We start from the raw sequence: 26,276 nt of genomic DNA on the forward strand, positions 1-26,276 counted from the left end.
GTTATCCTAATATTAAACAGACCGTTTTTTGGCGTTTATTTATCTTTTTTGAATACCACCCACTTTAACGAACCATTCGTTTCAAAATCGTTCTCAGCTGTACACATCAGTAATACACCCTCAACATTAATCACGGCTCCGGTGGTGTAGGCTTTATCATCGTAGTAACAGATACGCTGACCTACCTTGCCGTCAGCGACCACCAGCGCTTTGCTTTCTGGCGTACTGTATGATTTAGCAAAAGCGGCCCCAGATAGTAGTACTGCTACAACACCAGCGACAAAAATAGACACTCTTTTTAACTTCATGAAAATCTCCCTCAGACGCTCATGATACTAACAAGGACGCTTGTTCAGTTCTTGGCAGAACCTCATATTCTTCATATCTCTACTGATATTTTTCTCACATTTACTTTTAAATAAACTATATAATCAATCACTTAATCATTCCCTAACTTGCACACTGAAGCAACTCGGCATCGTGAGAGCGTGTATGCTTTCAGATAAAGCCCTAATTTGAAGTTCTTGGGCTAAAAATCAAAAACTGTTAACAAAGTATGCATAATGAGTCTATTTAAGTATAAAATGAGCACTTAAGATCTCTATGTTTAACTAAGTCTCTGGCTATGCGTATTGTTTCCCTTTTCCTTACTTTGATGCTGCTCTGCTTCTCATCTTTCGCATATGAGCTAGATTACTACTCTAAGTTTGGTCACACCGATAATTACGGTAATCTTGATCTACGAAACAAACCTTACACCCAATTACCTTCTGGGTTAGTGGTCAAAGGCAACTTAAATATCTCGCAAACCCCGATCAAAAAGCTGCCTAAGGGGCTTGATGTTGGAGGCAGTTTGGAAGCAACCAACAGCGCACTCAAAACCATTCGCTCAGGTACAAAGATAAAAGGTTATGCGAATCTATTGGGTAGTAAGATCGAAAACTGGCCTAGGGGCATCAAACTCGGCGGTTATCTGAACTTGACGGATACACCATTAAAAACGCTCCCAGCTAAACTTCGAGTCAAAGGCGATTTAAGTGTTATTCGCACTCCTATCTCTGCTCTTCCTGAAGGATTGGTGGTTGATGGTAACCTTTATATAGGAGGATCCGCGCTACAAGTATTTCCAGACACGATGACGGTGAAAGGGAATATCTTTTTAGGTGGCAACAAGATTACCAAGTGGCCTAGCAATTTAACCCTTGGCGGGGCTGTTGCTCCTTAAAAAGTAGACGAAAAAAAGCCCCGGAAAACCGAGGCTTTAAGGCGTTCATAATCCATCAAGTTCAGTGATGAATATTACTCTTGATTGTTCACTGGGTTGGCATAGCTCGCCACCAAATAAGGTCTTGCACCTTCAGGTAACTGCTCCAATTTATCCGCGAGGTGACGCTTCACCGCCTCTGTGATGATGCTCGAATCTTCGCGTCCAGCAGCTAACAAGTTGATTGGGTACAACTTGTAGTTATTATGAATTTGGCGGTCGATTTCACCGGCAAGAGATTCTGGCGTTTCAAACTCTTGATCAATCACATCACCAAACGCGACATGCACACGACCTTTATAACCAATGATGCCCTGAATGATGCTTTCGATATCTTCAAATTCACCTTTTTCATAACGGCCATTTTCTGCTTTTTCGTACAGCTCTTTTGCTTTGGCAATGTCACATGGATCATTTTCATAGGCAATCGAGACAGGAACGATTTTCAAAGAACGCGTGTATTCACCAAAGCTGATCTTCTGCTTGCGACCTTCAACATGGAACATTTTTAAAATCGCAGGATCAGTAAAGTCATTTCCATCTTTGGCACGACCTTCCTTTTGGGCAATCCAAATTGAATTACCGGTATCAAGCGAGTGTTTAATGTAGCTCGACAGTTGTCCTAATGCTTTCATCATTTCTCTAGGCGCCTTAGCAGAGCGCTTAACGATGAAGCTTTTATTGAGTCGCATCAATTCTGTCGCACATGGCTTCTTCAGCAGGTTGTCACCAATCGCAATACGAACTGTACGGTGCCCACTTTGGTACAAGCCATAGTTTACTAGCGCAGGGTCCATCGCAATATCACGGTGGTTAGAAACGAATAAGTACGACGTGTTTTTATCCAGCTTATCCAAACCAGAAAAAGTGACGCCATCCGTTGTCTTATTCAATGTATCTTTCAGATACTTCTTCACTTCAATCTGAATCGCTTCTACAGAATCAAGCTTGCTCCATTTAGCTTTCAGGTAGATGCGCAGGATCGGGCTCATTAGCGTTTTAAACCACGCTGCTTTATTAGCAAAGCGATGATCGAGAATAGCAGTGATAAATTCATCATCTTGGATTAGACGATCCAGCGCTGCTGGAATTTCTTCGTCATTGTAAGGACGAATTTCAATATAAGGATCGGTATTGGCAGTCATTGTTCATTACATATCAAAAAAAGCTGGCACATTTTACGCATAGTTTTGCTGACAAGCAGCATTTCAACCCATACTTTTAACATGGTCATACCAGTTAGGCTACAATTTCTCATGCTAAAAAATTCTCTCAGCTGGTTGGAATCGTATAGGTTTAACGTTACCCTTAGCGCCAAAAAACACTGGTACTCATAATGAACTACGCAATTGAATTTCACGACGCTAAATACCCCTTTCTTGAAGTAGCTGCGCGCAAAAAAGCACTGAAGCACAGTCTGCTGTCTGTCGTCGAAGGGTTAGCCGTCATTAAATTGGGTAAGCAGGAGTATGCCATTGAACCAGGCCAATATTTTTGGATTCCTCAAGGATGTTTGAGCTCCCTCACCTTTTTACCTAATTCTCGTGTATATCGTTGTGATTTTTCTGTGCGTTTAAATGATGACTTCTCACAACAAGCAGGGTTTGTGAAACCTTCACCGCTGCTAAAAGCCCTCGTCGAGAAACTAGCAACAACAGCCGAGCGCTCAGATCTGCAAACCGATCTGCTGACGGTAGTAAGACATGAAGTATTGACTCTCTCTCCTAAACTAGCGCACTCAACGTTAACAAAAACCATCAATCAGTGGACGCCTGGTTGTGACATGGACATATCTAAAGAGCTGTGCTTGGTACTCACACTCCGTGAAGCAAGAAAAATGAAGCTATCGGGCAAGAAAGAAGAGCAGATTGTCGATACGCTTTTTGCGGGTAACACAGAAGAATATGAGCAACTTTGCTTTTTGGTCTTTGGAGAAGCGCTATAAGTCGCACTCTAACGAGCCATCTTTTCAGTATTACGCAAAGTGATGCGCGCAGAGAATAGAGACTCAAATAAAAAGGGCGTACATGGATGATGTACGCCCTTTTTATGTTCGCTCAAGGTGACTAGAAGGGAACTTCTATCTGCATCATCCAGTCAGCGTCGTAATATTCGTGCCAACGATAATCAAATCGCATTCTCGGCTGTCCGTCGGATTTATCACCAAAACCCACGCTGAACATCAGGCCATGACTACGGAGCCACTCTTCTGTGTCCATTTTGCTCTCTTCGTCTCGGAGCTCTTCCGGCATCCAAAAACCAAGCCCAAAATAATTCTTTTCTAGATTCTGGGTTAGGAGTGGTGTGTCTTCCGGCTTAATCGCCCACTCTTCCCAATAGTTTTCTGTTGGCCCTTCGAATTTCGCTTCCGCAGCATACCAAATCAACGCATCCGTACTTAATACGCCAATGGAATCTAAAATTTCTTCACAGATAGGAAGGGTGTTATCTTCAAACACAACAGAACGATCAGAAAAATAGTTACACGCAGAATGAGCTTGTGTGACCACAAGCAGCGCACATGCACTAAATACGGCTAATCTGACCATGAAAATCTGACCTCTCAGTTCCCAGATAATGTTTCTTTGTATAAGCCTTCGTTAAGCAACAATTCACAAACGGACGGGGTTGTGTAGGCGTTTATGTCTTCACCCGTAACCAATGCGTTACGTATATCCGTGCTTCTGACTTTTACTTTTTCAGGGCACGCCATAACAGTCCAACGTTCCATAATCTCGTCTGCTCTACTAAATTTAGCAAATTTGAAGAAATTATCAGGACCTATGACAAAAGTTATATCGGCTGTTGGGTAGATTTCTTGAATTTTTTCTAACAACGCATAGGTTGTCACACTTTGTCCGGGTTGGTATAAAGCTTGCTCTGCATCAGAACGCTGAACATTAGAAAGCCCCATATCTTTGATGAATGCATCAACCATTTTGCACCGAGTTGGGTAATCGAGCATATTCTTGCCCCAAGCGTGTGCAATGCTAGGTTCAAGTAGCACAAGGTCAAAGTGGCTCAATGACTCAATAACACTTTTATGCCCTAAACTAGGTGGGTTAAATGCACTACCAAAAATGGCGATTTTTTTCATATCCGGTGATTACCTGGTTGAAGAGAGTTTTCTAATCTGATGATTTCGGTATGATACTACTAATCTTTACAGCTTTTGACCCTAAAGTCGTGTTTATCAGTCTCAATTGCATGGTTTATCACCATTTGAGCAAGCGGGCTTTGGTGTCTGAAATATTTGCAGGAAAAGGAACCCTAAATGGAACAATCCATCCGTGATGAAATGCGTGTACTCCCTTCAATTGATCCGCATTTTGAAATTGAACGCCGTATTGCTTTTATTAAGCGTAAGCTACAAGAAGCAGGTTGTAAGTCACTCGTGCTTGGCATTAGTGGCGGTGTTGACTCAACCACGTTAGGTCGCCTTGCCCAGCTTGCAGTAGAACAATTGAATGCGGAATCTGGTACTGACAAATATCAGTTTATCGCAGTACGTCTGCCTTACGGTGAGCAAAAAGATGAAGATGAAGCGCAACTGGCACTCTCTTTCATCAAGCCAACACACTCTGTGTCTGTGAACATTAAAGATGGTGTTGACGGTTTGCATGCGGCGACTGATACCGCGTTGCAAGGGACGGGCCTGCTTCCGACTGAAGCCGACAAAATTGATTTCGTAAAAGGTAACGTAAAAGCGCGAGCTCGTATGATTGCACAATATGAAATCGCTGGTTACGTTGGCGGCTTAGTATTGGGAACAGACCACTCAGCAGAGAACATCACCGGTTTTTACACTAAGTTTGGTGACGGCGCGTGCGACCTTGCCCCTCTATTTGGTTTAAGCAAGCGTCAAGTCCGCGAGTTGGCTGCAACATTAGGCGCACCAGAACTACTTGTTAAGAAAGTACCAACGGCAGATCTAGAAGAACTAGAGCCGCAAAAAGCAGATGAAGATGCTCTGAATTTAACTTATGAACAGATCGATGACTTCTTAGAAGGCAAACCCGTTCCACAGCAAGTGAGTGATCGTCTGGTAGCGATTTACAAAGCAACGCAGCACAAACGTCAGCCAATCCCAACGATTTACGACTAAGCGATATTTTCCGTTCACTTTTAAACTCAAAACGCTGCTAAAGTTAGCAGCGTTTTTATTGAGAACCGGGGAGCCTTCTCGATTAGTTTGTTACCGTCACGTCCGTCTCTGGAACAGCACAACACGCCAATACGGTTCCCATCGCACGTTCCTCATCTGTCAACGCAGGCACGTCCGGATGATGTACTTGACCCGACGTAAGCTGAACCTTACACGCGCCGCATAAGCCAGCACGACAGCTATTGCTAACAACCTTCCCTGCGTCTTCAAGCTGATCTAACAACGTTTTCTGATTATTCCCTACAACTTTCGTCCCATTGAAATCGATCGCTATGCTCTTCTCTGGTCTTGAAGTGACTGAAGATACGCCAAACGCTTCTTGATGGTAGTTTTCTTCTGGCAGCCCTTTTCTTAGTAGGAGATTTTTCGCTTTCTCCATAAAACCATCAGGACCACACACAAACACTTGGCGCTGTTCAACATCTTTGATTTGCTTAATGTGTGACAAACTTAAACGCCCTTTTAACCCAAACCAATCAACGGCAGGTTGCGTTAAACAGACTTTTACTTCTAACCCTGGGTGCTCACGCTTTAACTGCTCCAACTCTGAGCGACAAGGAATATCATTTTCGGTACGACATTGATGGTAGAAAACCACGTTCTCCAACTGATTGTGATCCGCTAAGAAACGTACCATCGATAGCATTGGTGTTACTCCACTGCCTGCAGAGAGTAACAATAGAGGCTGCGCTTCATGAGTTTTTAGGTGGAACTGGCCATCAGGTTGTTCTGCCTCTAAAACATCACCGACTTGTAAGTTGTCTAAGAGCGAATTAGAGACTCTTCCACCTGCAATACGCTTAACAGAAATAGCATAGCGACCCGGACGAGACGGACTGGATGATAAGGTATAGCGTCGACCCACTTTCTTACCATCAATATTCACCTCTATTGGCAGGTGTTGTCCTGGCAAGTAATTAGGCAAAGAACCTTTGTTTGGTTCTAACCATAAGGTCACGAAGTCTTGGGCGATTTCCTCACGCTCAACACATGTTAACGTCATGCGCACTGGCGAGTTATCCGCGTAAAACTCCGGCTCTTTGTACTCCACTACTTCAACTTTATCGCCTTGACGAATAATGCCCTCATTTCGCGCGACAAGATTCTGACCAAAGAACACACCACCGACATCGTTTGCACGGAACTGTTGCAAGGTCTTGAGCGGCTCTTTGCTCTCACGGAATGTGCCTCTTTGGGTATTCACCGTAGTCAGGATACAGCGCTCGCAAGGTTTGAGAGACTCAAACTCTACCTCACCGATTCGTATGCGCTTCCATGAATCTTCTTCAAACGGCTTGGTATCAGAGACCACTAAGTTAGTACGGAACTGATCCATAGAGTGTTGCTCAGAGCTTCTTCGGTTCAGTTCATCAAGGGAAGCCTGGCTAATCACTAACACCGGATAACCATCGGCAAAGCTAACGTTTTGTCCTAGCTTTTCGCGAACACGATTCGATTGCTCACCACTAAACAACAACTCAACACGTTGACCCAATACACGACTAAACCAATCATCTGCATCATCTGTGGTGGTATATGCAGTAAACGTGTCTTTCCAAACTGTTGCTGGCGTTTCCTGCATTTTAAAGTCTTGATAACGGATTTTAAGCGGCTCCATCCCCAAACTGCTAAACACAACCCCATCGGATAATAAGGCGGACTTAATGGTTACCATTTGCGGATACTTTCTCGCGGTAATCATAGCGCCATCAGCTTTCGCAATCATAAAACGACGATCGAAGCTCAATCCTTGCTTCTCAACCCATACTGACGACAGCGATAATCCGCCAACTGACTTAACCGGAAAAACATTAATTTGGGACAAAATGGGTTGCGACATAGCCTTCTTCCTACAGGGTGTTTTTTATTTGTTGCAGTATTGTATACCCAAATCACATTAAGTTGCAGAGTCTATTGCCGCTTCATCCAACTCAATTTTTTCTGAATGTTATTCTCGTAAATTTGGTTTGAGCGACAAGTATTTACTACACTCAACATTCGCGTTTTTTAACATCGTTCTGACCAAATACCGTTTGATAAAGTGTGATACGGCACACATAATTCATTTGAGTTATCACTGCCCCCATTTATTGATTTGGAGCTTAATTATGGATACAAGAAAACTGGTTCTGATTTTGTTATGTATCTTTCTTCCGCCTGTCGCGGTGTTTATGGAGAAAGGTCTAAATAAAGACTTTTTGATTAACCTAATATTGACGTGTTTCTTCTTTCTACCAGGTACGATCCACGCGCTTTGGTTAACAATGAAGTAACCACTTACACTCTCACTCTGTAGAAAAGTGAAAAATGGGATGAAATGTGAGGGCAATTCCTCTATCATCCTGTCGCCTAAGCGCAAGCGTTTGCTCAAAAGCAAATACGGCGCTTGGGCTCCAATCAGACAACTTTTCAATGGTGGGAGCAATTAATGACAACACTGACAATCACTCGTCCTGACGACTGGCACGTTCACTTACGCGATGGGGAAGTTCTTAAAGACACCGTTCGCGACATCAGCCGCTACAATGGCCGTGCGCTGATCATGCCAAATACCGTCCCACCAGTTACTACAACCGAGCTCGCCCTAGCCTACCGTGACCGAATTCTAAAAGAGCAACATGGCGAACAGTTTGAACCTTTGATGGCGCTTTACCTCACAGACAACACCACACCAGATGAAATACGTAAGGCTAAAGCCACCGGAAACATTGTTGCTGCCAAGCTTTATCCTGCAGGCGCTACCACAAACTCAGATTCCGGTGTGACCAATGCGAAGAACATTTACCACGTTCTCGAAGCAATGGAAGAAGTCGGAATGTTACTTCTGGTTCATGGCGAAGTAACACATCACGATGTTGATATCTTCGACCGAGAGAAAGAATTCCTTGATACTGTCCTCGCTCCTATCGTCAATGACTTCCCTAATCTTAAAATCGTTCTAGAACACATCACTACCGCCGACGCAGCAAACTTCGTTAATAACGCCTCAGATAACGTAGCTGCTACCATCACTGCTCACCATCTTCTTTTCAACCGTAACCATATGCTTGTGGGTGGTATTAAACCTCATTTCTACTGTTTGCCAATTCTTAAGCGCAGCACCCACCAGCAAGCGCTGATCGAAGCAGCAACTAGTGGTAGCAAGAAGTTTTTCCTAGGTACAGACTCGGCACCACATGCGAAAGGGGCAAAAGAGTCCGCTTGCGGTTGTGCTGGTTCTTACACTGCACACGCAGCGCTAGAGCTTTATGCAGAAGTATTCGAGAATGAAGGCAAGCTGGAAAACTTGGAAGCGTTTTCAAGCTTCAATGGTCCTGATTTTTACGGCATTGCGCGCAACACAGATACGGTAACGTTAGAAAAATCCGCTTGGGATGTGCCGGAAACGATGCCATTTGGCAATGATATCGTTGTGCCTATTCGAGCAAATGAACAAATTGAGTGGAAAGTGAAGTAACCACTTTACTGACGTTCCATCCATAAAAGAGGGTCATGCCTTTCTGTGAAAAGAAGTCATGACCCTTGTTGTTCTTGTCTTGCTTTGGGCTGTGATTACTAGTGGCCGCGAATTTTTTCTACAGCAGCCCACACAGCAACCACAATCAACCCCGCCACAAAGCCGATAATGCCGTTAAGCAAAATAGGCAGAATCGCTGTAGCAACCGAATGACCACTAAAGTTCATAATAATCGGCTCTACAAAGTGATGAATGGCAGGTACGTTGTGCACTACAATCCCCCCGCCGACTAAAAACATCGCGGCAGTTCCCACAATCGTTAACAACTTCATCAGCTTTGGTGCAAAAGCAACTAAAGCACTGCCGACTTTCGCCATCCAGCCCTTACCTTTTGAGCGAATTTCAAGGTAGAAGCCCAAGTCATCCAATTTCACGATGCCTGCTACTAAGCCATAAACACCAATGGTCATGATGACTGCAATTAAGCTCACCACTAAGATTTGCGTCACAAGGCTCGCCCCAGTCACGGTACCCAACGCAATCACAATGATTTCCGCTGAAAGAATAAAGTCCGTTCGAATCGCACCAGCAACTTTGCGTTTTTCATACTCTTCTATCGACTCGCCAGTATTAACTAACTCTTCTTTTTCTTCGTGCGGATGGGAGTGAGGGAATACTTTCTCAAGCACCTTTTCTGCCCCTTCAAAGCAGAGAAACAAGCCGCCAATTAGCAATAATGGCATGATAAGCCATGGAATAATGGCGCTAATGAGTAAAGCAGAAGGAACTAAAATCAATTTATTTTTGAATGAGCCTTTTGCAACCGCCCAAACCACTGGAATTTCTCGCTCAGATGCAACACCAGACACTTGTTGAGCGTTTAACGCTAGGTCATCACCCAACACACCTGCGGTTTTCTTTGCCGCCATTTTCGACATTAAGGCGACATCGTCGAGTACCGTGGCAATATCATCCAACAGTGTGAGTAAACTTGCTCCAGCCATTTTTTTGTCTCTTATATGAAATTGAGTAAGTAACAAAATGTAACACCAATAAATCACTCATCAAAGTGATGATTTTGCAAAGAATACTATCCCAAATGGTGTTTTATATTGCCGTTAAGATAAGACAGGTCTAGTCTTGTGGTACCTTTCAGCAGTCAAAAGAAAAAGTATAGATGAAAAGTGGATACATTTACCCAATCGGTACCCCTGGCCAACCTTGGAGCGAAGAAGAACGTAAAACCTGGTTAGCAACGCAAGAAGTAAAACGTAGCTACCAAGATGAAGTCGTCAGTAAAATCGATGCTCTACGCGAGCGTTTTGATGTTGAACAATATGGTGCGCTCTCATACAACGAGGCACGTTTCCCTCTGTTTTGTGTCAAAACACGCAATTGGGATTCAACGAAGCCTGTTGTATTGGTCACAGGCGGCGTGCACGGTTACGAAACCAGCGGTGTACATGGCGCTTTAAAGTTTGTAGAAACAGAAGCAGAGCGCTACGCAGAGCATTTCAATATTGTCGTTGCACCTTGCGTGAGCCCTTGGGGTTACGAGGTGATCAACCGCTGGAATCCAAACGCGATTGATCCAAACCGCTCTTTCTATAAGGATAGTCCTGCCGAAGAGTCCGCTAACCTCATGAAGCTCGTTGCGACATTAGGCGATGTATTAATGCACATTGATTTGCACGAGACGACAGACTCCGATGAAACAGAGTTCCGTCCTGCGCTTGCCGCTCGTGATGGCATTGAGTACATCGAGGGCATGATCCCAGACGGTTTTTACACAGTTGGAGATAGTGAAAACCCTCAACCCGAGTTTCAAAAAGCGGTGATTGAATCGGTTGCGAAAGTGACTCACATTGCACCTGCAGATGAAAATGGCGAAATCATTGGTTCACCAGTCGTACAGTTTGGCGTTATCAACTACCCAATGGTGAAGCTGGGTCTGTGTGGCGGCGTAACAAATTGCGTTTACGGCACGACAACGGAAGTGTACCCAGACAGCCCAACGGTGACCGACGAAGAGTGCAACGATGCGCAAGTTGCAGCCGTGGTCGGTGGTCTGAATTACGTTCTGGCTCAGTTATAATAAGCGGTTCTTATATTGCTCCGGTGTCATGCCGGAGTATTTCTTGAACATCGCGATAAAAGGGCTGGCTTGGTTATAACCTAACGTTAGCGCGACTTCTTTCACGGTCTGCCCTTTACGCAGCAACTCCATAGAATGCAAATAGCGTACACGTAAACGCCACTCAGTAAAGCTCATGCCCAACTCACTCTGGCAGTGTCTCGCTAACGTGCGTTCAGTGGTATGCACTTTTTCTGCCCATTCTGCCAAACTGATCTCATCCGTCGGCGATTCTTCTACTGCTTTTAAAATCGGTTCAAGATACTTGTTATCGGTCGTTGGTAAAAAGTGGTGTTCCACTTCTTGCTTTGCGAGCTGGTCCAATAACACCTGTACCAAGCGCTTGTCTTCATCACTTTGCGCCACGTTAATATCTCGTTGACGAAAGTCCTCAATAATGGACGACACGATTGGAGTCACTTTGATCAGACTCGTTTTGGTAGGAAAGTGCGCCGTCAATTCAGGGGCAATGTTCAAAGAACAATATTCGATAGGTTTACGGTTGTAACTAGTATGACGGATACCAGCAGGAACCCAAATTGCAAGATGCGGAGGCGCTAGAAATCTTGTATCTTCTGCATCCATCTCTAGGATCCCACCGCTGATCAGCTGCACTTGCCCCCAAGGATGGCTATGAATTCGCGTTTCTGTATTAGAGAGAAAGGCTTCAAAATTCATAAATACATCCGATGGTGCGCGGTCGATTGATAATGAGGGATGAAGATTTCTGGCGCTCTTTTTCAAAATTGTCTTCCTATCGCTTACGATGTCTTTTAAGAGATACTTTTTATTATAAAGACCTGCCAGACTAGCGCCATCAATAATTGTGCTATAGGGTTCTCATGATTTATTTACTTCCGTTTTTCACCGTTATGATTTGGGGTGGTAACTCAATTGTGAATAAGATGGCAGCAAGCGCCATTGAACCAAGTGCGATGAGTTTCTATCGTTGGTTTGTCGCAATGGTACTTCTAACTCCATTTTGTCTGCCTGCGATCATCAAACAACGACACATTATTCGACCTTACTTAACTAAGCTGGCATTTCTTGCGTTACTTGGCATGGTGCTCAACCAATCACTTGGCTACTACGCTGGTTTAACGACAACGGCTTCCAACATGGCACTGATTACCTCTTTGGTTCCTTTGATCAGTGTGTTTTTAAGTGTTCCTCTATTAGGCAAGTCTGTATCAATGTTAAGTATCGTCGGTGGTGTGATTTCGCTCGGCGGCTTGGCGTTTATGCTTGGTCATGGTGATATCACCTACTTTTTACATCAAGACATGACCCAAGGTGATAGCCTTATGCTGATTGCAGCTATGGTATACGCGGCTTATTGCGTGCTGCTAAAACGCTGGAAGATGCCTTTCAGTAGTTTGACTCTGGTTTACATGCAAGGCTTCTTCTCGGTTGTGATGCTTACACCACTTTGGCTCTCTAGTGAGCAACTGTTACCAAGCCAAGGCGCGCTACCATTAATCGCCTATGCTGGCATTGCGGCTTCCATTTTTGCGCCGTTAATGTGGGTGAAAGCGATTGATTCAATTGGCGCTGATTCAAGTGCCATGTTCATGAACTTAATGCCCGTGGTTTCTGTCGTACTTGCTTCAACGTTGATTGGTGAGAAAATTTACGCTTACCACATTATTGGTGGGCTGTTAGTCATCTCTGGCGTTATCCTGTCGCAAATAAAAATACGACACAGAAAGCCACTGCCCAATTCTGAGATTGCCTCCACCGCCAATTAATCCCAGTTCCCCAAGCCACAGAACTACGCTGTGGCTTTTTGTTTTCATCGTTCGAATAAAAGTTAATATTTTGTTTCATTCGCTATTCCCGAAAATTCATCTTGCTGCTAAATTGGGAAAACAATAACCCATCAAGGAAAGACAGATGAGCAGTGGTCAAAGAGACATTACCCTTCGCTTTTTAGCAGAACCCAGTGACGTCAATTTCGGCGGAAAAGTGCACGGCGGCGCCGTAATGAAATGGATCGACTTAGCAGCCTACGCCTGCTCTGCAGCGTGGAGTGGCAAATATTGCATTACTGCATACGCAGGTGGTATTCGTTTTGTTGCGCCGATTCATGTCGGCAACTTAGTCGAAGTTAGCGCAAAAGTCATTTATACCGGACGAAGCTCAATGCACATCGCGATTGACGTGCAAGCCAGTGACCCAAAGCAAATGAAAAACAGACTCACCACCCACTGTATCGTTATTATGGTTGCTGTAGATGAGAACGGAAAACCAACCGACGTGCCGAAATGGGTTCCAGAATCTGATGAAGATAAAGCCTTGGAGCAATCCGCGATCCGCCTTATGAACATGCGCAAAGAAATCGGGGAAGAGATGGAAGCGCACGTAAAGTATCTCAAGTAACCTACATCCGTTAAGAACGCTATTGACTACCTCAACGTTACTTATAACCAGAGTGTGGAGCAACATCATGGTTTTGCCATTTGCTTCACACTCGGCCTCCTCTGTCATAAATCCTTCACCTAGCTTTGCTTAAATCTTTCCACTATTTTGGAGTTGGATAGAGTTTGGATCTTGAGACTAAAAGAAACGACCTTAAGTGAAGAGACGTTGACCAATTTAAAAGCGGTCGAGTACCAGTGGGTAAGAACCATGTACGTCGAGGGGTATAACGAAACAGAAATTAACCATTACATTCAAACCTGCTTTGGCGGTGATGTCACCTTTGCAAATTTATTTCGTCGCGTCGCACTACAGCAAGAAAGCTTATACACACTGCTTCAATACGTTGGATGTGCCCCCTCCAGTCGAGAGTTTTAATCCTTACCTACCTCAATTTTACTGATACCTGAACTCAGGTTATTTATGTGAAGTGCTACGCAGGGCATTATTCAAGCCCTGTGTAATCCATTGCAAAGCCGCTAATCTTTATCCGCTTATTGAACAACTGTATTTAACAGGTATAAAAAAACCTGAGTCTAAACTCAGGTTATGGTTACAAAAACTGTTAGTGATTGAATCGTAAGGAACTAAGCTAACAGCCAGCTATGCGTAACGCCAATAAAAGCCAAGATATTACTGATCGGCGGCCAAACCAAAATTGTAATATCCGTGCTACGTATAAGGGCGACCATGTGGTCGCCCTTTTCTAGTTATTCTTATCAATCTCAGACCACAAGAGATTATCCTTTCACACCACCAGCGGTTAGACCACCAACCAACCAGCGTTGAGCAAGTAAGAATACGGCAGTGATTGGCACTGCTGAAAGTACAGCAGCTGCAGCAAAGTCACCCCACAAGTAGTTTTGTGGATATAGGTATTGCTGCATACCCACTGCAAGTGTGTACGAGTCTACATCAGAAAGTAGTAGTGATGCTACAGGAACTTCACCAATTACCATGATGAACGACAAGATGAATACTACCGCTAGGATTGGCACAGACAATGGAAGCAATACCAAACGGAATGCTTGCCATGGTGTCGCACCATCCAGTGCCGCCGCTTCTTCTAACGAAGAGTCAATACTTTCGAAGTAGCCTTTAATCGTCCAAACGTGCAGTGCGATACCACCTAAATAAGCGAAGATCAGACCGCCGTGCGTGTTCAGACCAAGGAATGGGATGTACTGACCCAATTTGTCGAACAACGCGTATAGAGCAACCAATGCCAATACCGCAGGGAACATTTGGAAGATCATCATCGCTTTTAGGATAGTGTTCTTACCTTTGAACTTCATACGAGCAAACGCATAAGCTGATGTGGTTGATAGCGCCACGATTAGGATTGCAGAAATACCCCCCACTTTTACTGAGTTCCACAGCCATGTCATGACTGGGAATGGTGGCGGTGTAACTGTACCGTCTGGGTTAGTCACCGAGAAACCTAATGCCAATTTCCAGTGATCAAGCGTTGGGTTGTCTGGGATCAGGCTACCCGTTGCAAAGTTACCTTCACGGAATGAAATCGCGATGATCATCAGTAAAGGGAAAATAATCAGTGCCAAGAATGCCCACATCGCAATATGAGTAGCCCAAACACGATACTTTAATGACTTACCTTGTACCATTGCCATTGTAATCTCTCCTTAGTCCTGAGCTACTTTAGTTACGCGTAGGTTGATAAGTGCCAATGCGCCAACCAATAGGAAGATAAGTGTTGCTACTGCACTTGCTAGACCGAAGTCTTGACCGCCTGCACCTTCGAATGCGATTCGGTAGGTGTAACTTACCAATAGGTCTGTGTAACCCGCAGGTTCTGACGTACCAATCATATTTGGACCACCGCCTGTCAACAACTGGATAAGCACGAAGTTGTTGAAGTTGAAGGCAAAGCTCGCAATCAACAGTGGTGTTAACGGCTTCAACATCATTGGTAGCGTGATACGAGTAAAGTTAGTAATAAAGTTCGCACCATCAATTGCTGACGCTTCATATAAATCATCAGGAATCGCTTTTAGTAGACCCATACATAGAATCATCATGTAAGGGAAACCAAGCCACGTGTTCACAATCAGAATCATGGTTTTCGCCATGAATGGGTCTGAGAACCAAGCTGGACTAATACCGAACAAACCTTCCAGAAGCATGTTGATCTCACCAAAGCTTTGGTTAAACAAACCTTTAAAGATCAAGATAGAAATAAACGCCGGTACCGCATAAGGCAGAATCAGTAAGAGTCGGTAAACCGAGCGGCCTTTTAATGCTTCCCACTGAACAACACTTGCTAGAACAAGACCAATTACAAGCGTAAATAGTACGGTGAGTGCCGAGAACACAATCGTCCAGATAAAGATACTGATAAACGGCTCTTTGATGCCATCATCTTTCCACACACGCTCAAAGTTGTGGGTGCCAATGTTCACCACAAAGCCAGGAGACACTGTGCTACCAACAAACTGACCGTTTTCGTCGACAGGTTGGTAGTAACCTACTTCCATATTTGGACGTAACGTCTCTTCAGTACGGTTGTTGTAAAGCGTTTCGCCGTCTTCTTGCAGCGTGTACAAAGGCACAACTGCCGCAAACTTACGTAACCCGCTCATGCGGATGTCTTCACCGCTCGGCAGATGCAAATCAACACTGCTCAACGTATTACGGCTCTTAACAATCGTCTTGATTGATTCTTTCTCGCCCGTTGCTTCTTCAATTGGCGATAGGTCAAGATCCGATGCTGAAAGGCTATCTAGCTGAAAAGTGGGCGTAGCAAGTAGCTCACCATCTTTTTCAACCACAAGCTGATGTCCTTGATCCGTTTTATATAAAGTGAACGGGTAGCTATCACCACTTTGATAAGTTCTGTCCAAAAGTACGCTCTGCGCACGATCAAAAGAGAGTTGGTTTTTCGCGCTGTAGTTGGTAAACGCCAAACCTATGGTGTACGCCAGAGGGAAAAGAATGAAAAGGATCATCCCTGCGATACCAGGGTAGATGTAACGGTGTGCGTACGTCTTTTTACTACCAAAGATGAACAACGCTAAAGCGGTAAGAATGATCGTAAGTAGTGCAAACGCAATCTCACCGCGTGAATACATAAGGATTGTTGCGTAGCCATTGATAATGCCGACTGTGCCTAAAAGTGACCATTTCATGAACACTTTTTTGCTGCTCGGAAGGCTGGCTTCTGGTGCTGTCATAGCATTTGTACCTTGAACTGACTGCATAGGGAACCTGCTAGCGAATATAGAATAAATATAGAAAAGTAAGGAGGAGTTGCCCCCTCCTTAAAAAGGTCTTACTTAATTATTTAGTCATTTGTTTTTCTGCGTCTGCCAATGCTGCATCGACAGTTTGACGACCATCAACTACGTTGATGATTGCGTTCTTAGCCGCGCCCCAGAATGCGTTCATTTGAGGGATATTTGGCATAATTTCGCCGTTCATCGCGTTATCCATAGTAGCAGCGATACGAGTATCTGAATCTAGTTCACGTTGGAACGAGTTAAGCGCTACCGCACCTAGAGGCTTATCGTTGTTAACCATACGTAGGCCGTCGTTTGTTAGTAGGTAGTTCTCAATGAACTCAACCGCTAGGTCTTTGTTTGGAGACGCAGTGCTGATACCAGCCGTTAGAACACCAACGAATGGCTTAGAAGATTGACCTTGGAACTTAGGTAGCGTAGTCACGCCGTAGTTAACGCCAGACTTCTCGATGTTGCCCCAAGACCATGGACCGTTGATCGTCATCGCTGTCTTGCCTTGGTTGAATGCAGACTCAGATACTGAGTAGTCCATATCTGCAGAAATTACGCCTTTGTCTACCAAGCCTTTTACGAAGCTCATTGCGTCTTTAACGCCTTCTTTCGCGATACCAGCGTCTTTAACATCGTAACCTTCAGAAGTGTATTTGAACGCGTAGCCGCCATCAGCAGCCATTAGTGGCCAAGTGAAGTACGGTTCTTTTAGGTTCCACATGATTGCAGACTTGCCGTCTTTTTTAAGTTTTGCATCTAGCGCTGCAACTTCTTCCCAAGACTTCGGTGGGTTTGGAACTAGGTCTTTGTTGTAGATTAGAGATAGAGACTCAACCGCAACTGGGTAGCCGATCAATTTGCCGTCGTAACGTACTGCATCCCAAGCGAAATCAACAATACCTTCTTGAATGTTCTTAGAAGGTTTAATTTCTGCTAGCAGGCCAGCTTCTGCGTAACCACCGAAACGGTCGTGAGCCCAGAATACGATGTCAGGACCGTCACCAGTCGCTGCAGTTTGAGGGAATTTGTCTTGAAGGCCATCTGGGTGAGCCACTGTCACTTTAATGCCAGTGTCTTCTTCGAATTTTTTACCAACTTCAGCAAGGCCGTTGTAACCTTTGTCGCCGTTGATCCAGATAGTAAGTTGTCCTTCTTCGATGGCAGCATTAGCACCAAAAGAACCCAAAGCAACAAGAGTACCTAGTGCTACAGCGCTTAACTTTTTCATGTTCGTATCCTTTTTATATTTTTGATGTAGGGCTAGTCCATTGAGGTTCAGCCGTATTTCGACATATATCATCTGAAATAATCCAATATGTCTCATCCTCCTAATCCCTACGCCCTTACAATTATGACGTATTTTCGTGATCTAAATCGCCAAGGGTAAGAGACTCAAATCACAAAACGGACACTTCCTGTGATCGGTTTCAACTTTAGGTGGTGCAATAATGTGATTTCCGACCAACGGCTTTATTCCTCCTCCTTTTTTACTCCTCCCTACCTACTCCCCCTACAATTATTTCTATTAGGAGGATGTCGCACCTCGCACAATCTTACAAACTTCAGTCATCCAAGAGTGGATGGTAAGAACCCTTTCCCAGCAGTGCCTACGTATTAGGAAAAAGATTTGCTGGTTTTGCATTGCCAGACGAGTGGAATGTCATTATTGGTGTTGTTTGTGGTAATTATTTCACGGGGGAGACAACACGAATAATGTGGGGGAGAGAAACTCGTACTTGGCTATGATGGGTAGCACTTCTATTCAGGACATTTTATTGAAGTGCTACCCTACTTTTCTTACCAACCGCAATAACTTACCGATTCCTACTGTTACTGCTCGCTAGATAATTCATATAATGATGAGCGGTGAATAATAAAAAATTGATCGAGGACGAGCTACATGGCGAGTGTCACGTTAAAAAATGTTTGTAAAGCGTATGGCGACGTACTGATTTCTAAGAACGTAGACCTAACAATCAACGAAGGTGAATTTGTTGTTTTCGTAGGTCCATCAGGTTGTGGTAAATCTACCCTTTTACGTTGTATTGCCGGTCTTGAAGACATTACTTCAGGTGATTTGTATATTGGTGACCAGCGCATGAATGACGTCGAACCATCCAAACGTGGTGTTGGTATGGTATTCCAGTCTTACGCTCTTTACCCACACCTTAACTTATATGACAACATGTCATTTGGCTTAAAATTAGCAAAAGCAGACAAAGCAGAAATCGACAAACGTGTTGAACAGGCTGCAGAAATTCTACAACTGGGTCACTTACTTGAACGCCAACCAAAGGCGCTTTCAGGTGGTCAGCGTCAACGTGTGGCTATCGGTCGAACACTGGTATCGCAACCTAATGTATTCCTTCTGGATGAACCACTATCAAACTTGGATGCCGCACTGCGTGTAAACATGCGTGCGCAAATCACTAAGCTACAACGTCAACTTGGTTGTACCATGATCTACGTAACGCACGATCAGGTAGAAGCAATGACAATGGCAGATAAAATCGTTGTACTAGACGGCGGTTATGTATCGCAAGTTGGTAAGCCGCTTGAGCTTTACCATTACCCACAAAACCGCTTTGTAGCAGGCTTTATCGGTTCTCCGAAAATGAACTTCATGAGCGTATTCATTGATGAAGTAGAAGCAGAGCGCGTCAAAGTTCAACTATCTAATGGCGTATCTTTCTGGATTCCAGTGGATGGCACGACGGTTAACCGTGGCGACCGCATGTCTTTAGGCATTCGCCCTGAGCACCTATTATCCGCTTCTGAAGCTGATGCAAGCATTCACGGTGAAGTGATGATTGTTGAGAAGCTAGGTAACGAAACTCAAGTATACCTAAACCTAGAAGGTGCGGACGCGGACGTTATTTTCCGTCAGCCTGACACGCTCGCAGTCGATACCGGCGATAAAATCGAGATTGGTATTCCAGCACACCGTTGTCACCTGTTCCACAGTGATGGTCGTGCATGCCGCCGCCTATACAAAGAAAACGGCGTAGAAGTCGAATAATTCTTTCGTCCTGAGTCACAATAAATCCCTCTCACTTGAGAGGGATTTTTTTATCCTAATAAATATAAGTAATTCGATACTAAATCATTAATCGTTAACCCATAAGATCACCCGTTTCTTCTACCTTTACATAAACCATTGTCTTTGTACTGATACTTCATTTTTAATACTTTTCCTCATCCCTCATGAGTAAGTACCAGCTTTTTCCTAACCCGCCAAACTTAGCCAAAGGTCTAAATTTCATTCTTATTTCCACTTACCTCAACAACGCAAATTTTTACACTTATCAACGAAATTACACGTGACAAAAAACTTAGAAGCATTCAACAGAATGCTCTGTTCACCAACTACTAATAACGCTCACGACACGGCAATTGGGGGAGACACCCAAGGGCGGTAGCGTGTAAGAAGGGAAACTGAGTCATGAAACAAAAAGGACTTATCCGCTCTCACGAGATGGAGTTCGCTTTTTTATATCGCATCTCAGATCTTGCTGTCATCGTCTCTTTTATGCTGCTTTTAGTGTTCAAAGACATGAATACTGCGATGGGGAAAGATTACGTCATACTGGCTTTTGTTGGAGGCATCTCCTTTCTCTTTATGGCAGAAAGCGGCAATCTGTACCGCTCTTGGCGAACCAGTTCGTTTAAAGAGCAGATGATTATTGTCTGTGTGGCCTGGGCAGTTACTTCCGCGCTTATCTTTATTGTTCTGTATTTTTCGGAAGTCTATGACTTATTTGATAACACTATTCTGGCATTGTGGTTTGCGATTACGCCCGCTCTACTTTTGGCATGGCGAGTGACATTCCGTACCGGATTAGCCTATTTAAGAAAAAAAGGATTCAACACTCGTACTGCAATAATCATCGGCCAAACTCCTCACGGCATTACCCTTGCTAACGAAATTCAAAACCACACTGAACACGGTGTGCTTTTTGATGGCTTTTACGATGAGCGTTCTTCCGACAGATTGCCAAATTCTGCTTACCCTATTAAAGGGGCAGTTGACCACGCTCTTGAGCGAGCCAAAAAAGGGGAAGTGGATTACGTCTATATCGCAATGCCAATGCACGCAAAAGAGCGTATTGCATCGCTTCTTAACCAATTCTCAGACACCACCGCAAATACGTATCTGATTCCCGACTTCTTTACCTATAACCTTTTGCATTCTCGTTGGGCGCAAATCGGCCAAGTTCAAACGCTCAGCGTATTTGATACGCCATTTGCTGGAATTTCTTCCTGGGTAAAACGGTTTGAAGACATTTTGTTTTCGAGCATTATTTTAGCCTTGATCTCTCCAGTCCTGCTCGCCATTGCGATTGGCATTAAGCTGACCTCTAAAGGTCCGGTCATTTTTAAACAGCATCGTTACGGCCTCGATGGACGCAAGATTGAAGTCTGGAAATTCCGTTCAATGACCACTATGGATCAAGGCCCTCACGTGAAACAGGCGACAAAGAACGACCCACGCATTACGCCTTTTGGTGGTTTTCTGCGTCGCACCTCTTTGGACGAACTGCCTCAATTTATCAATGTACTGCAAGGGACCATGTCTATTGTTGGTCCACGCCCTCACGCCGTGGCGCACAATGAAGAGTATCGCCAGATTGTTGACCGCTACATGCTACGTCACAAAGTAAAACCAGGCATTACTGGCTGGGCGCAAATTAATGGCTATCGCGGCGAAACAGACACCTTAGAAAAAATGGAAAAGAGAGTCGAATTTGATTTGGATTACATCCACCACTGGTCGGTTTGGATGGACATCAAAATCATCTTCATGACCGTTTTCAAAGGGTTCACTGGTGCTAACGCTTACTAAGGTTGAGATTATGAAGAAACTGACGATGGCAATAGCATTGAGTCTGTTTTCAACTGGCCTACTCGCAGAACCGATGGCTTACCAAACCGAGTCTGGCATTGAGTTTATTCCCCTCGTAAAAACTTTCTACGAGGGCGATGACAACATCAACAAAGCGGAAGAATCCGGCAATGTAGAATCGGTCAATATTTGGGGTATAGAGCCAAGCTTATTAGCACGTATAGAAAGGAATCGCTATCGCGCAGATATTTTATACAAGTTGAAAGCAGGTTTTTCATCCGATGACCGCAACGACTTCGACGATCATACCTTTCAGTTTTCCAACTTTTTTGAGTTCAATCATCGTCATCGTTTAGTGGTTGATTATCGTTTTCGCGCCCAGCATGAAATTAGAGGGGAAGACATTACCGAAGGTAATGGTAGCGCAATAGACTCACCAATTGAGTTCAACCGTAACGATATCAAAACCAATTATGTCTTTGGCTCTAACGGTGCAAAAGGCAGACTCGAATTCGGTTTAGGCTACAGTGATAAAACCTATCAAAACTACCGTGACGGATTACCTGGGCGCCCAAACGCTAAAACGAAATACAACGATTTTCGAGCTCCCAATGCACACTTGGAATTCTATTTAAGGGCGACGCCAAGAACCTATTGGTTGGTTGGGACAAAACAAATAGTAACCGACTATCAGCACCGAAATTCTTCGCAACCATCCAAAGATAACAACACCAGTTTCTATTACACCGGTGCCGAATGGGAAGTCACAGGAAAAACCAAAGGCATCGCTCGACTCGGTTATCAAATCAAAGATTTTGACAGCGCTCAACGAGAGACATTTAAAGGCTTTAGTTGGGATATCGGCTTTGAATGGCTACCTCAAGAACAAACTCTAGTCAGCGTGAAAACCACTCAAGCGGCAGTTAACCCAGATCAAGATGGCGATTACAACCTACAAACTCGTTATCGACTGAACCTCAAGCACGATTGGAATAGTTACCTTGCAACTCGCTTAGGTGCTATTTATCAACAAGATGATTACACGGGGATCACCAGAAACGACGATCGCTACACTCTATCTTTTGGTATCGATTATCAGATCAAACGTTGGATACAGCTGCAAGCCGATTGGCAATACCAAGATAAAACCTCTAACCGACCAGGTTATAGCTTTGAACAAAACATTTGGACTTTAAGCGCACAGTTTTCTCTGTAACAAGGATTATTAATGAAGTCATTCATCACATTCATGAGCGTCGCGTTATTGCTATTTAGCACCTTGGTCAACGCTGACTCAAGCAAAGAAGATTACTTACTCGACACGGGCGATACCATTTCCGTGCAGGTCTATGGTGAAGAAGACCTTACGATTAAAAATATTCTAATAACGTCAGATGGCTATTTTGATTACCCCTACCTTGGCCGAATCAAAGCAATCAAAAAAACACCGAAACAACTCAAGTACGAAATAGAAACGGGTTTAAAAGGCGATTATCTCATCAACCCAAAAGTGATGGTCACTATCAATAACTTTCGTCTGTTTTATGTCAATGGCGAAGTCAGGAAACCAGGTGGATTTGAATATCGACCAGGATTAACTATCGAAAAGGCCATCGCTTTAGCTGGAGGCTTGACCGACCGAGCCTCACGCAAAGGCATTAACCTCACCAAACATAAAACGGGTCAAACGATAGAGGGTGTCAGTATGCACCGCAACGTTGAGCCTGGTGACATTGTATTTATCGACCAGAGCTTCTTTTAAGTGACAGGGAATCAAATGAACGGGACTCATCCAAATAATCTCCAGATGAACAAAGTAGAACTGATTCGTTTTGGTCATCACTTCAAAGCGATTAAAAAGAATTGGCTAAGCATCGCAGCTTTCACGCTTCTGTTTTCATTAACTTGTACTTGGTATATCTACTCCAAAGCATCGATATACCAAGCTACAGCAACGCTACTCATCCAAGAAGAACAAAAAAGCGCCCTTTCAATCGAGGAAGTATATGGCGTCGACACGACAAAAAAAGAGTACTTTCAAACGCAAATCGCTATTTTAAAATCGAATCATATCGCAGATAAGGTCATTAGAGAGCTGAACCTAACTCAACTACCGGAGTTCACACGCTCAGGTGGATTAAATCAAAAGATCGACCAAATAAAGTCGATCCCTTTTGTTCAAGACCTACTGAATGTGGCACCAAGCCCAAAAGAAACTGCCCAGTTTTCAGAGTCCTATTATCAAGCGCTTCAAGCTTTCAGAAGTAAACTCGATATTGAGCCAGTACGTAACACCCAATTAGTCAGAATTCGCTTTCGTTCTACCGATCCTAAGCTTGCTACGACAATCGCTAACGCGGTCGGCCAAGCCTACATTGACGCAAATTTTGAAGCCAAATTGGTCGTTACACAAAATGCGGCTACTTGGTTGACAAATAACTCACAAAAATTGGAGGAGCGATTACGTAACTCTGAGCAAGCGCTGCAAGAGTTCTTGTTAAAAGAAGGGTTGATCGATATAAACGGTATTGATGAAATTTACGCAAATGAGCTAGAAGAACTCACTCGCAAGCTGAATGTCGCTGTTAATAAGCGTATTGAAGCACAGACGTTAATCCAACTGTTAAGACGTAAATCTTCACAAAGTTTAGACAGCTTGCTGTCAATTGATGAATTCGCTAATCAAGCGCAGATCCGCGACCTAAAATTATCAGAAGCCCAAGCAGCCAAAAATCTCTCTGAGCTGGCACAGCGCTACGGCCCCAAGCATGACCGAATGATTCAGGCGAAAGCGCAGCTTTCTGAAATTCAAGCAAGAACCCAGCAACTCATTCGTGACATTTCCTTCAGTAAGCAACAAGACCTTCTTGCTGCAAAGGCTCAAGAGGACATGCTTCGAGCAGAACTCGATCACAAAAAGTCGGACTTCCAATCGTTAGGGTCACAAAAAGCGCGTTACGAACAGTTAAAACGCGAGGTTGAATCCAATAAGGCACTCTATGAAGCGTTCTTAAATCGTGAGAAAGAGACCAACGCCACCAGCGACTACAAAAATGTCACTGCACGTTTTACTGACAAAGCCATCATCCCTCTATTTCCGGTAGCACCGCAACGAATCAAACTGGTACTGATTGCCACATTTTTTGGCTTTGCCATTGCTTGTGCGCTGGTCATCATCTTAGAAACTCTGCGAGAAGTTATCCGAAGCACAGCCGATGTGCAGGAAAAACTTGGTGTTACGTGTTTAGGCGTGATTCCGATGGTCAAAAAACGCAATTTGCGTAAAAACGGCGTCAGTTATACCGCGTATTTAGATGATGAAGAAAAGCTATTTAGTGAAGCTTGTCGCTCCGTCAGAACCTCGCTTCTGCTCAGACTAACCAACACTAAGCAAAAGATATTGCCCTTTACTTCTGCCATTCCAGAAGAAGGAAAAACATCGACCAGTATCAATATGGCGGTGTCGTTTTCAAAAATGGAAAAGGTGTTGATCATCGACTGCGATTTACGCCGACCTTCCATCGCAAAACGGTTTGGTATTGCTGAATCAAGCCCAGGCTTAACGCATATCCTGACTATGGATACGCCAATCAAAGATTGTGTTACACATATAGAAGAAGCCAACTTAGATGTATTACCGGCAGGCCTAATTCCGCCAAACCCACAGGAACTGCTAGCTTCTGAACGCTTTAAAAAGTTGCTCGAACATTTTCAAAATAAGTATGACCGGATCATTATCGATACACCGCCCCTACTGTCAGTGAGTGATGCACTTATTCTTGGTCAGTATGCCAATGGTCTGATTACCGTCATTCGCTCAGAATCGACAAAATCATCACTGGTTAACCTTGCGTTATCTAAACAAATACAACACTCAGTTCCATCTCTTGGCGTCTTAATCACACAAGCCAAGACTAAGGAAGGAGAAACGCTTTATGTCCAGAAATACGCCTACTAACTCAAACGCATCTTGGTACCAAACGTTGAAAAGCCAAGAACAACCGGTATTGATCTATCAAATGGGCAAAGTAGGTTCGAGTGCATTAGAACATTCCATTCCTAACTCGATTCACTTGCACGACCTTATGACTGTCGATGCGCAAAAACAGATATCCCCTGTTAGAGCGCAATTGCATAAACCTCAGATCAATGCGTTAAAGCGACGACTCAAGCGCATAGCGATGAGCCGTATGTTAAAGCACAAGAAAAAAGTTCGAATTATCTCACTGGTGCGTGAACCGATCGGACGAAATATTTCAATGTTCTTTCAAGCACTTCCGTTTTGGATGGCGGACAAATACCTAAAAGATGATAGCGCAATCCGTACCGAACGTCCGCAGTTACTCCAAGAGGCATTTGATAAGCACATGAATCATCAATATGCGCTGCAGTGGTTTGACAACGAAATCAAACAACTAACAGGGATTGATGTGTTTAACGAACCTTTTAATCACGAAGTAGGCTATCAGACATACCATAACAATAACTTTTCACTGTTGGTCATTCGAAGTGACAAGCTAAAGCAGGCTAACTCCGCAGTCGAAGGCTTTTTAGGTTACCCCGTGGATGTCGTTTATGAAAATCAGTCAGACAACAAATGGTACTCGCCACTAATGAAAGAATTCAAAACGCAATTTCAACCTACACCCGAGTACGTTGAAGAAATGCTGAATTCTAAATTGACGAAGCACTTTTTCTCAAATGCAGAAATCACCGACCTTAAACAGCAATATCTGACCAATTAATC

25 protein-coding genes are annotated in these 26,276 nt (G+C 44.0%); 15 read left to right on the plus strand and 10 right to left on the minus strand.

Annotated elements, in window-relative coordinates; all coding sequences use genetic code 11:
• Nucleotides 1-35 precede the first annotated feature (35 nt).
• A complete protein-coding gene (locus tag L3V32_RS12200) occupies nt 36-308 on the minus strand; it encodes a YnjH family protein (RefSeq protein ID WP_046873765.1) in 273 nt (90 codons plus the stop codon).
• A 317-nt stretch (nt 309-625) separates the two neighbouring features.
• Between L3V32_RS12200 and L3V32_RS12205 the strand changes: the two genes are divergently transcribed.
• The gene (locus tag L3V32_RS12205) at nt 626-1,225 is read left to right on the plus strand and encodes a hypothetical protein (RefSeq protein WP_104972836.1); all 600 of its coding nucleotides are present in this window, start codon (nt 626-628) and stop codon (nt 1,223-1,225) included.
• A gap of 74 nt (nt 1,226-1,299) precedes the next feature.
• Here the strand turns inward: L3V32_RS12205 and L3V32_RS12210 are convergent, their stop codons facing one another.
• Nucleotides 1,300-2,409, minus strand: a complete 1,110-nt coding sequence (locus tag L3V32_RS12210; protein ID WP_006742201.1) for a 1-acyl-sn-glycerol-3-phosphate acyltransferase — start codon at nt 2,407-2,409, stop codon at nt 1,300-1,302.
• Between the two features lie 191 nt (nt 2,410-2,600).
• Between L3V32_RS12210 and L3V32_RS12215 the strand changes: the two genes are divergently transcribed.
• The gene (locus L3V32_RS12215; protein ID WP_047008435.1) at nt 2,601-3,209 is read left to right on the plus strand and encodes a hypothetical protein; all 609 of its coding nucleotides are present in this window, start codon (nt 2,601-2,603) and stop codon (nt 3,207-3,209) included.
• A 121-nt stretch (nt 3,210-3,330) separates the two neighbouring features.
• Here L3V32_RS12215 and L3V32_RS12220 read toward each other — a convergent pair whose 3' ends face one another.
• Both L3V32_RS12220 and L3V32_RS12225 read right to left on the minus strand, forming a co-directional pair.
• Nucleotides 3,331-3,813 carry a hypothetical protein gene (locus L3V32_RS12220; protein WP_006742203.1) on the minus strand — a complete coding sequence of 161 codons (483 nt, stop codon included), beginning with the start codon at nt 3,811-3,813 and terminating at the stop codon, nt 3,331-3,333.
• A 14-nt stretch (nt 3,814-3,827) separates the two neighbouring features.
• The gene (locus tag L3V32_RS12225) at nt 3,828-4,361 is read right to left on the minus strand and encodes a nicotinate-nicotinamide nucleotide adenylyltransferase (RefSeq protein ID WP_104973047.1); all 534 of its coding nucleotides are present in this window, start codon (nt 4,359-4,361) and stop codon (nt 3,828-3,830) included.
• 177 nt (nt 4,362-4,538) lie between these two features.
• On the opposite strand from L3V32_RS12225, the gene nadE reads away from it, so the two are divergent.
• On the plus strand, nt 4,539-5,369 hold the full coding sequence (gene nadE / locus L3V32_RS12230; protein ID WP_006742205.1) for an ammonia-dependent NAD(+) synthetase: 831 nt from the start codon (nt 4,539-4,541) through the stop codon (nt 5,367-5,369).
• Between the two features lie 82 nt (nt 5,370-5,451).
• Here nadE and L3V32_RS12235 read toward each other — a convergent pair whose 3' ends face one another.
• Nucleotides 5,452-7,269, minus strand: a complete 1,818-nt coding sequence (locus L3V32_RS12235; protein ID WP_237284384.1) for a hybrid-cluster NAD(P)-dependent oxidoreductase — start codon at nt 7,267-7,269, stop codon at nt 5,452-5,454.
• A gap of 268 nt (nt 7,270-7,537) precedes the next feature.
• Here L3V32_RS12235 and L3V32_RS12240 point away from each other — a divergent pair, with 268 nt between their 5' ends.
• Nucleotides 7,538-7,702 (plus strand): YqaE/Pmp3 family membrane protein, encoded by a 165-nt coding sequence (locus L3V32_RS12240; protein WP_005375297.1) that lies wholly within the window; start codon nt 7,538-7,540, stop codon nt 7,700-7,702.
• A 155-nt stretch (nt 7,703-7,857) separates the two neighbouring features.
• Nucleotides 7,858-8,886, plus strand: a complete 1,029-nt coding sequence (pyrC, locus tag L3V32_RS12245) for a dihydroorotase (RefSeq protein WP_005392496.1) — start codon at nt 7,858-7,860, stop codon at nt 8,884-8,886.
• Nucleotides 8,887-8,984: 98 nt separating this feature from the next.
• Here the strand turns inward: pyrC and L3V32_RS12250 are convergent, their stop codons facing one another.
• Nucleotides 8,985-9,890 (minus strand): DUF808 domain-containing protein, encoded by a 906-nt coding sequence (locus L3V32_RS12250; protein ID WP_005392495.1) that lies wholly within the window; start codon nt 9,888-9,890, stop codon nt 8,985-8,987.
• Between the two features lie 173 nt (nt 9,891-10,063).
• Between L3V32_RS12250 and L3V32_RS12255 the strand changes: the two genes are divergently transcribed.
• Entirely contained in the window at nt 10,064-10,981 is a 918-nt protein-coding gene (locus tag L3V32_RS12255) for a M14 family metallocarboxypeptidase (protein ID WP_237284385.1), read from the plus strand.
• Here L3V32_RS12255 and L3V32_RS12260 read toward each other — a convergent pair.
• Nucleotides 10,976-11,764, minus strand: a complete 789-nt coding sequence (locus L3V32_RS12260; RefSeq protein ID WP_048625321.1) for a helix-turn-helix domain-containing protein — start codon at nt 11,762-11,764, stop codon at nt 10,976-10,978. The two genes, L3V32_RS12255 and L3V32_RS12260, sit on opposite strands and share 6 nt — an antisense overlap.
• A 98-nt stretch (nt 11,765-11,862) precedes the next feature.
• Between L3V32_RS12260 and L3V32_RS12265 the strand changes: the two genes are divergently transcribed.
• From L3V32_RS12265 to L3V32_RS12275, 3 genes are all read left to right on the plus strand, one after another.
• Complete coding sequence (locus L3V32_RS12265) at nt 11,863-12,768, plus strand: DMT family transporter (RefSeq protein ID WP_005392491.1); 906 nt, start codon at nt 11,863-11,865, stop codon at nt 12,766-12,768.
• A gap of 145 nt (nt 12,769-12,913) precedes the next feature.
• Nucleotides 12,914-13,399, plus strand: coding sequence for an acyl-CoA thioesterase (locus tag L3V32_RS12270; protein ID WP_005392490.1), 486 nt, complete (start codon nt 12,914-12,916; stop codon nt 13,397-13,399).
• Nucleotides 13,400-13,570: 171 nt separating this feature from the next.
• The gene (locus tag L3V32_RS12275; RefSeq protein ID WP_005375277.1) at nt 13,571-13,816 is read left to right on the plus strand and encodes a hypothetical protein; all 246 of its coding nucleotides are present in this window, start codon (nt 13,571-13,573) and stop codon (nt 13,814-13,816) included.
• A gap of 362 nt (nt 13,817-14,178) precedes the next feature.
• Here L3V32_RS12275 and malG read toward each other — a convergent pair whose 3' ends face one another.
• The 3 genes from malG to malE form a co-directional block, all read right to left on the minus strand.
• The gene (malG, locus tag L3V32_RS12280) at nt 14,179-15,069 is read right to left on the minus strand and encodes a maltose ABC transporter permease MalG (RefSeq protein ID WP_005375275.1); all 891 of its coding nucleotides are present in this window, start codon (nt 15,067-15,069) and stop codon (nt 14,179-14,181) included.
• A gap of 12 nt (nt 15,070-15,081) precedes the next feature.
• Nucleotides 15,082-16,656 carry a maltose ABC transporter permease MalF gene (gene malF, locus L3V32_RS12285; RefSeq protein WP_031780258.1) on the minus strand — a complete coding sequence of 525 codons (1,575 nt, stop codon included), beginning with the start codon at nt 16,654-16,656 and terminating at the stop codon, nt 15,082-15,084.
• A 79-nt stretch (nt 16,657-16,735) separates the two neighbouring features.
• On the minus strand, nt 16,736-17,914 hold the full coding sequence (gene malE / locus L3V32_RS12290; protein WP_005375272.1) for a maltose/maltodextrin ABC transporter substrate-binding protein MalE: 1,179 nt from the start codon (nt 17,912-17,914) through the stop codon (nt 16,736-16,738).
• A 672-nt stretch (nt 17,915-18,586) separates the two neighbouring features.
• On the opposite strand from malE, the gene malK reads away from it, so the two are divergent.
• The 6 genes from malK (at nt 18,587) to L3V32_RS12320 (ending at nt 26,274) form a co-directional block, all read left to right on the plus strand.
• Entirely contained in the window at nt 18,587-19,705 is a 1,119-nt protein-coding gene (gene malK / locus L3V32_RS12295) for a maltose/maltodextrin ABC transporter ATP-binding protein MalK (RefSeq protein WP_005375271.1), read from the plus strand.
• Between the two features lie 423 nt (nt 19,706-20,128).
• Complete coding sequence (locus L3V32_RS12300; RefSeq protein WP_048625323.1) at nt 20,129-21,529, plus strand: undecaprenyl-phosphate glucose phosphotransferase; 1,401 nt, start codon at nt 20,129-20,131, stop codon at nt 21,527-21,529.
• 10 nt (nt 21,530-21,539) lie between these two features.
• On the plus strand, nt 21,540-22,745 hold the full coding sequence (locus tag L3V32_RS12305; protein ID WP_237284386.1) for an outer membrane beta-barrel protein: 1,206 nt from the start codon (nt 21,540-21,542) through the stop codon (nt 22,743-22,745).
• A 33-nt stretch (nt 22,746-22,778) separates the two neighbouring features.
• Nucleotides 22,779-23,291, plus strand: coding sequence for a polysaccharide biosynthesis/export family protein (locus L3V32_RS12310; RefSeq protein ID WP_225311846.1), 513 nt, complete (start codon nt 22,779-22,781; stop codon nt 23,289-23,291).
• A 15-nt stretch (nt 23,292-23,306) separates the two neighbouring features.
• The gene (locus L3V32_RS12315) at nt 23,307-25,487 is read left to right on the plus strand and encodes a polysaccharide biosynthesis tyrosine autokinase (RefSeq protein WP_237284387.1); all 2,181 of its coding nucleotides are present in this window, start codon (nt 23,307-23,309) and stop codon (nt 25,485-25,487) included.
• On the plus strand, nt 25,465-26,274 hold the full coding sequence (locus tag L3V32_RS12320) for a putative capsular polysaccharide synthesis family protein (RefSeq protein ID WP_176319697.1): 810 nt from the start codon (nt 25,465-25,467) through the stop codon (nt 26,272-26,274). The genes L3V32_RS12315 and L3V32_RS12320 overlap by 23 nt, the downstream gene beginning before the upstream one ends.
• Nucleotides 26,275-26,276: the final 2 nt, after the last annotated feature.

Origin of the sequence: Vibrio sp. J2-4 (genome assembly GCF_021728155.1) — a bacterium.
Lineage (GTDB): Bacteria > Pseudomonadota > Gammaproteobacteria > Enterobacterales > Vibrionaceae > Vibrio > Vibrio diabolicus.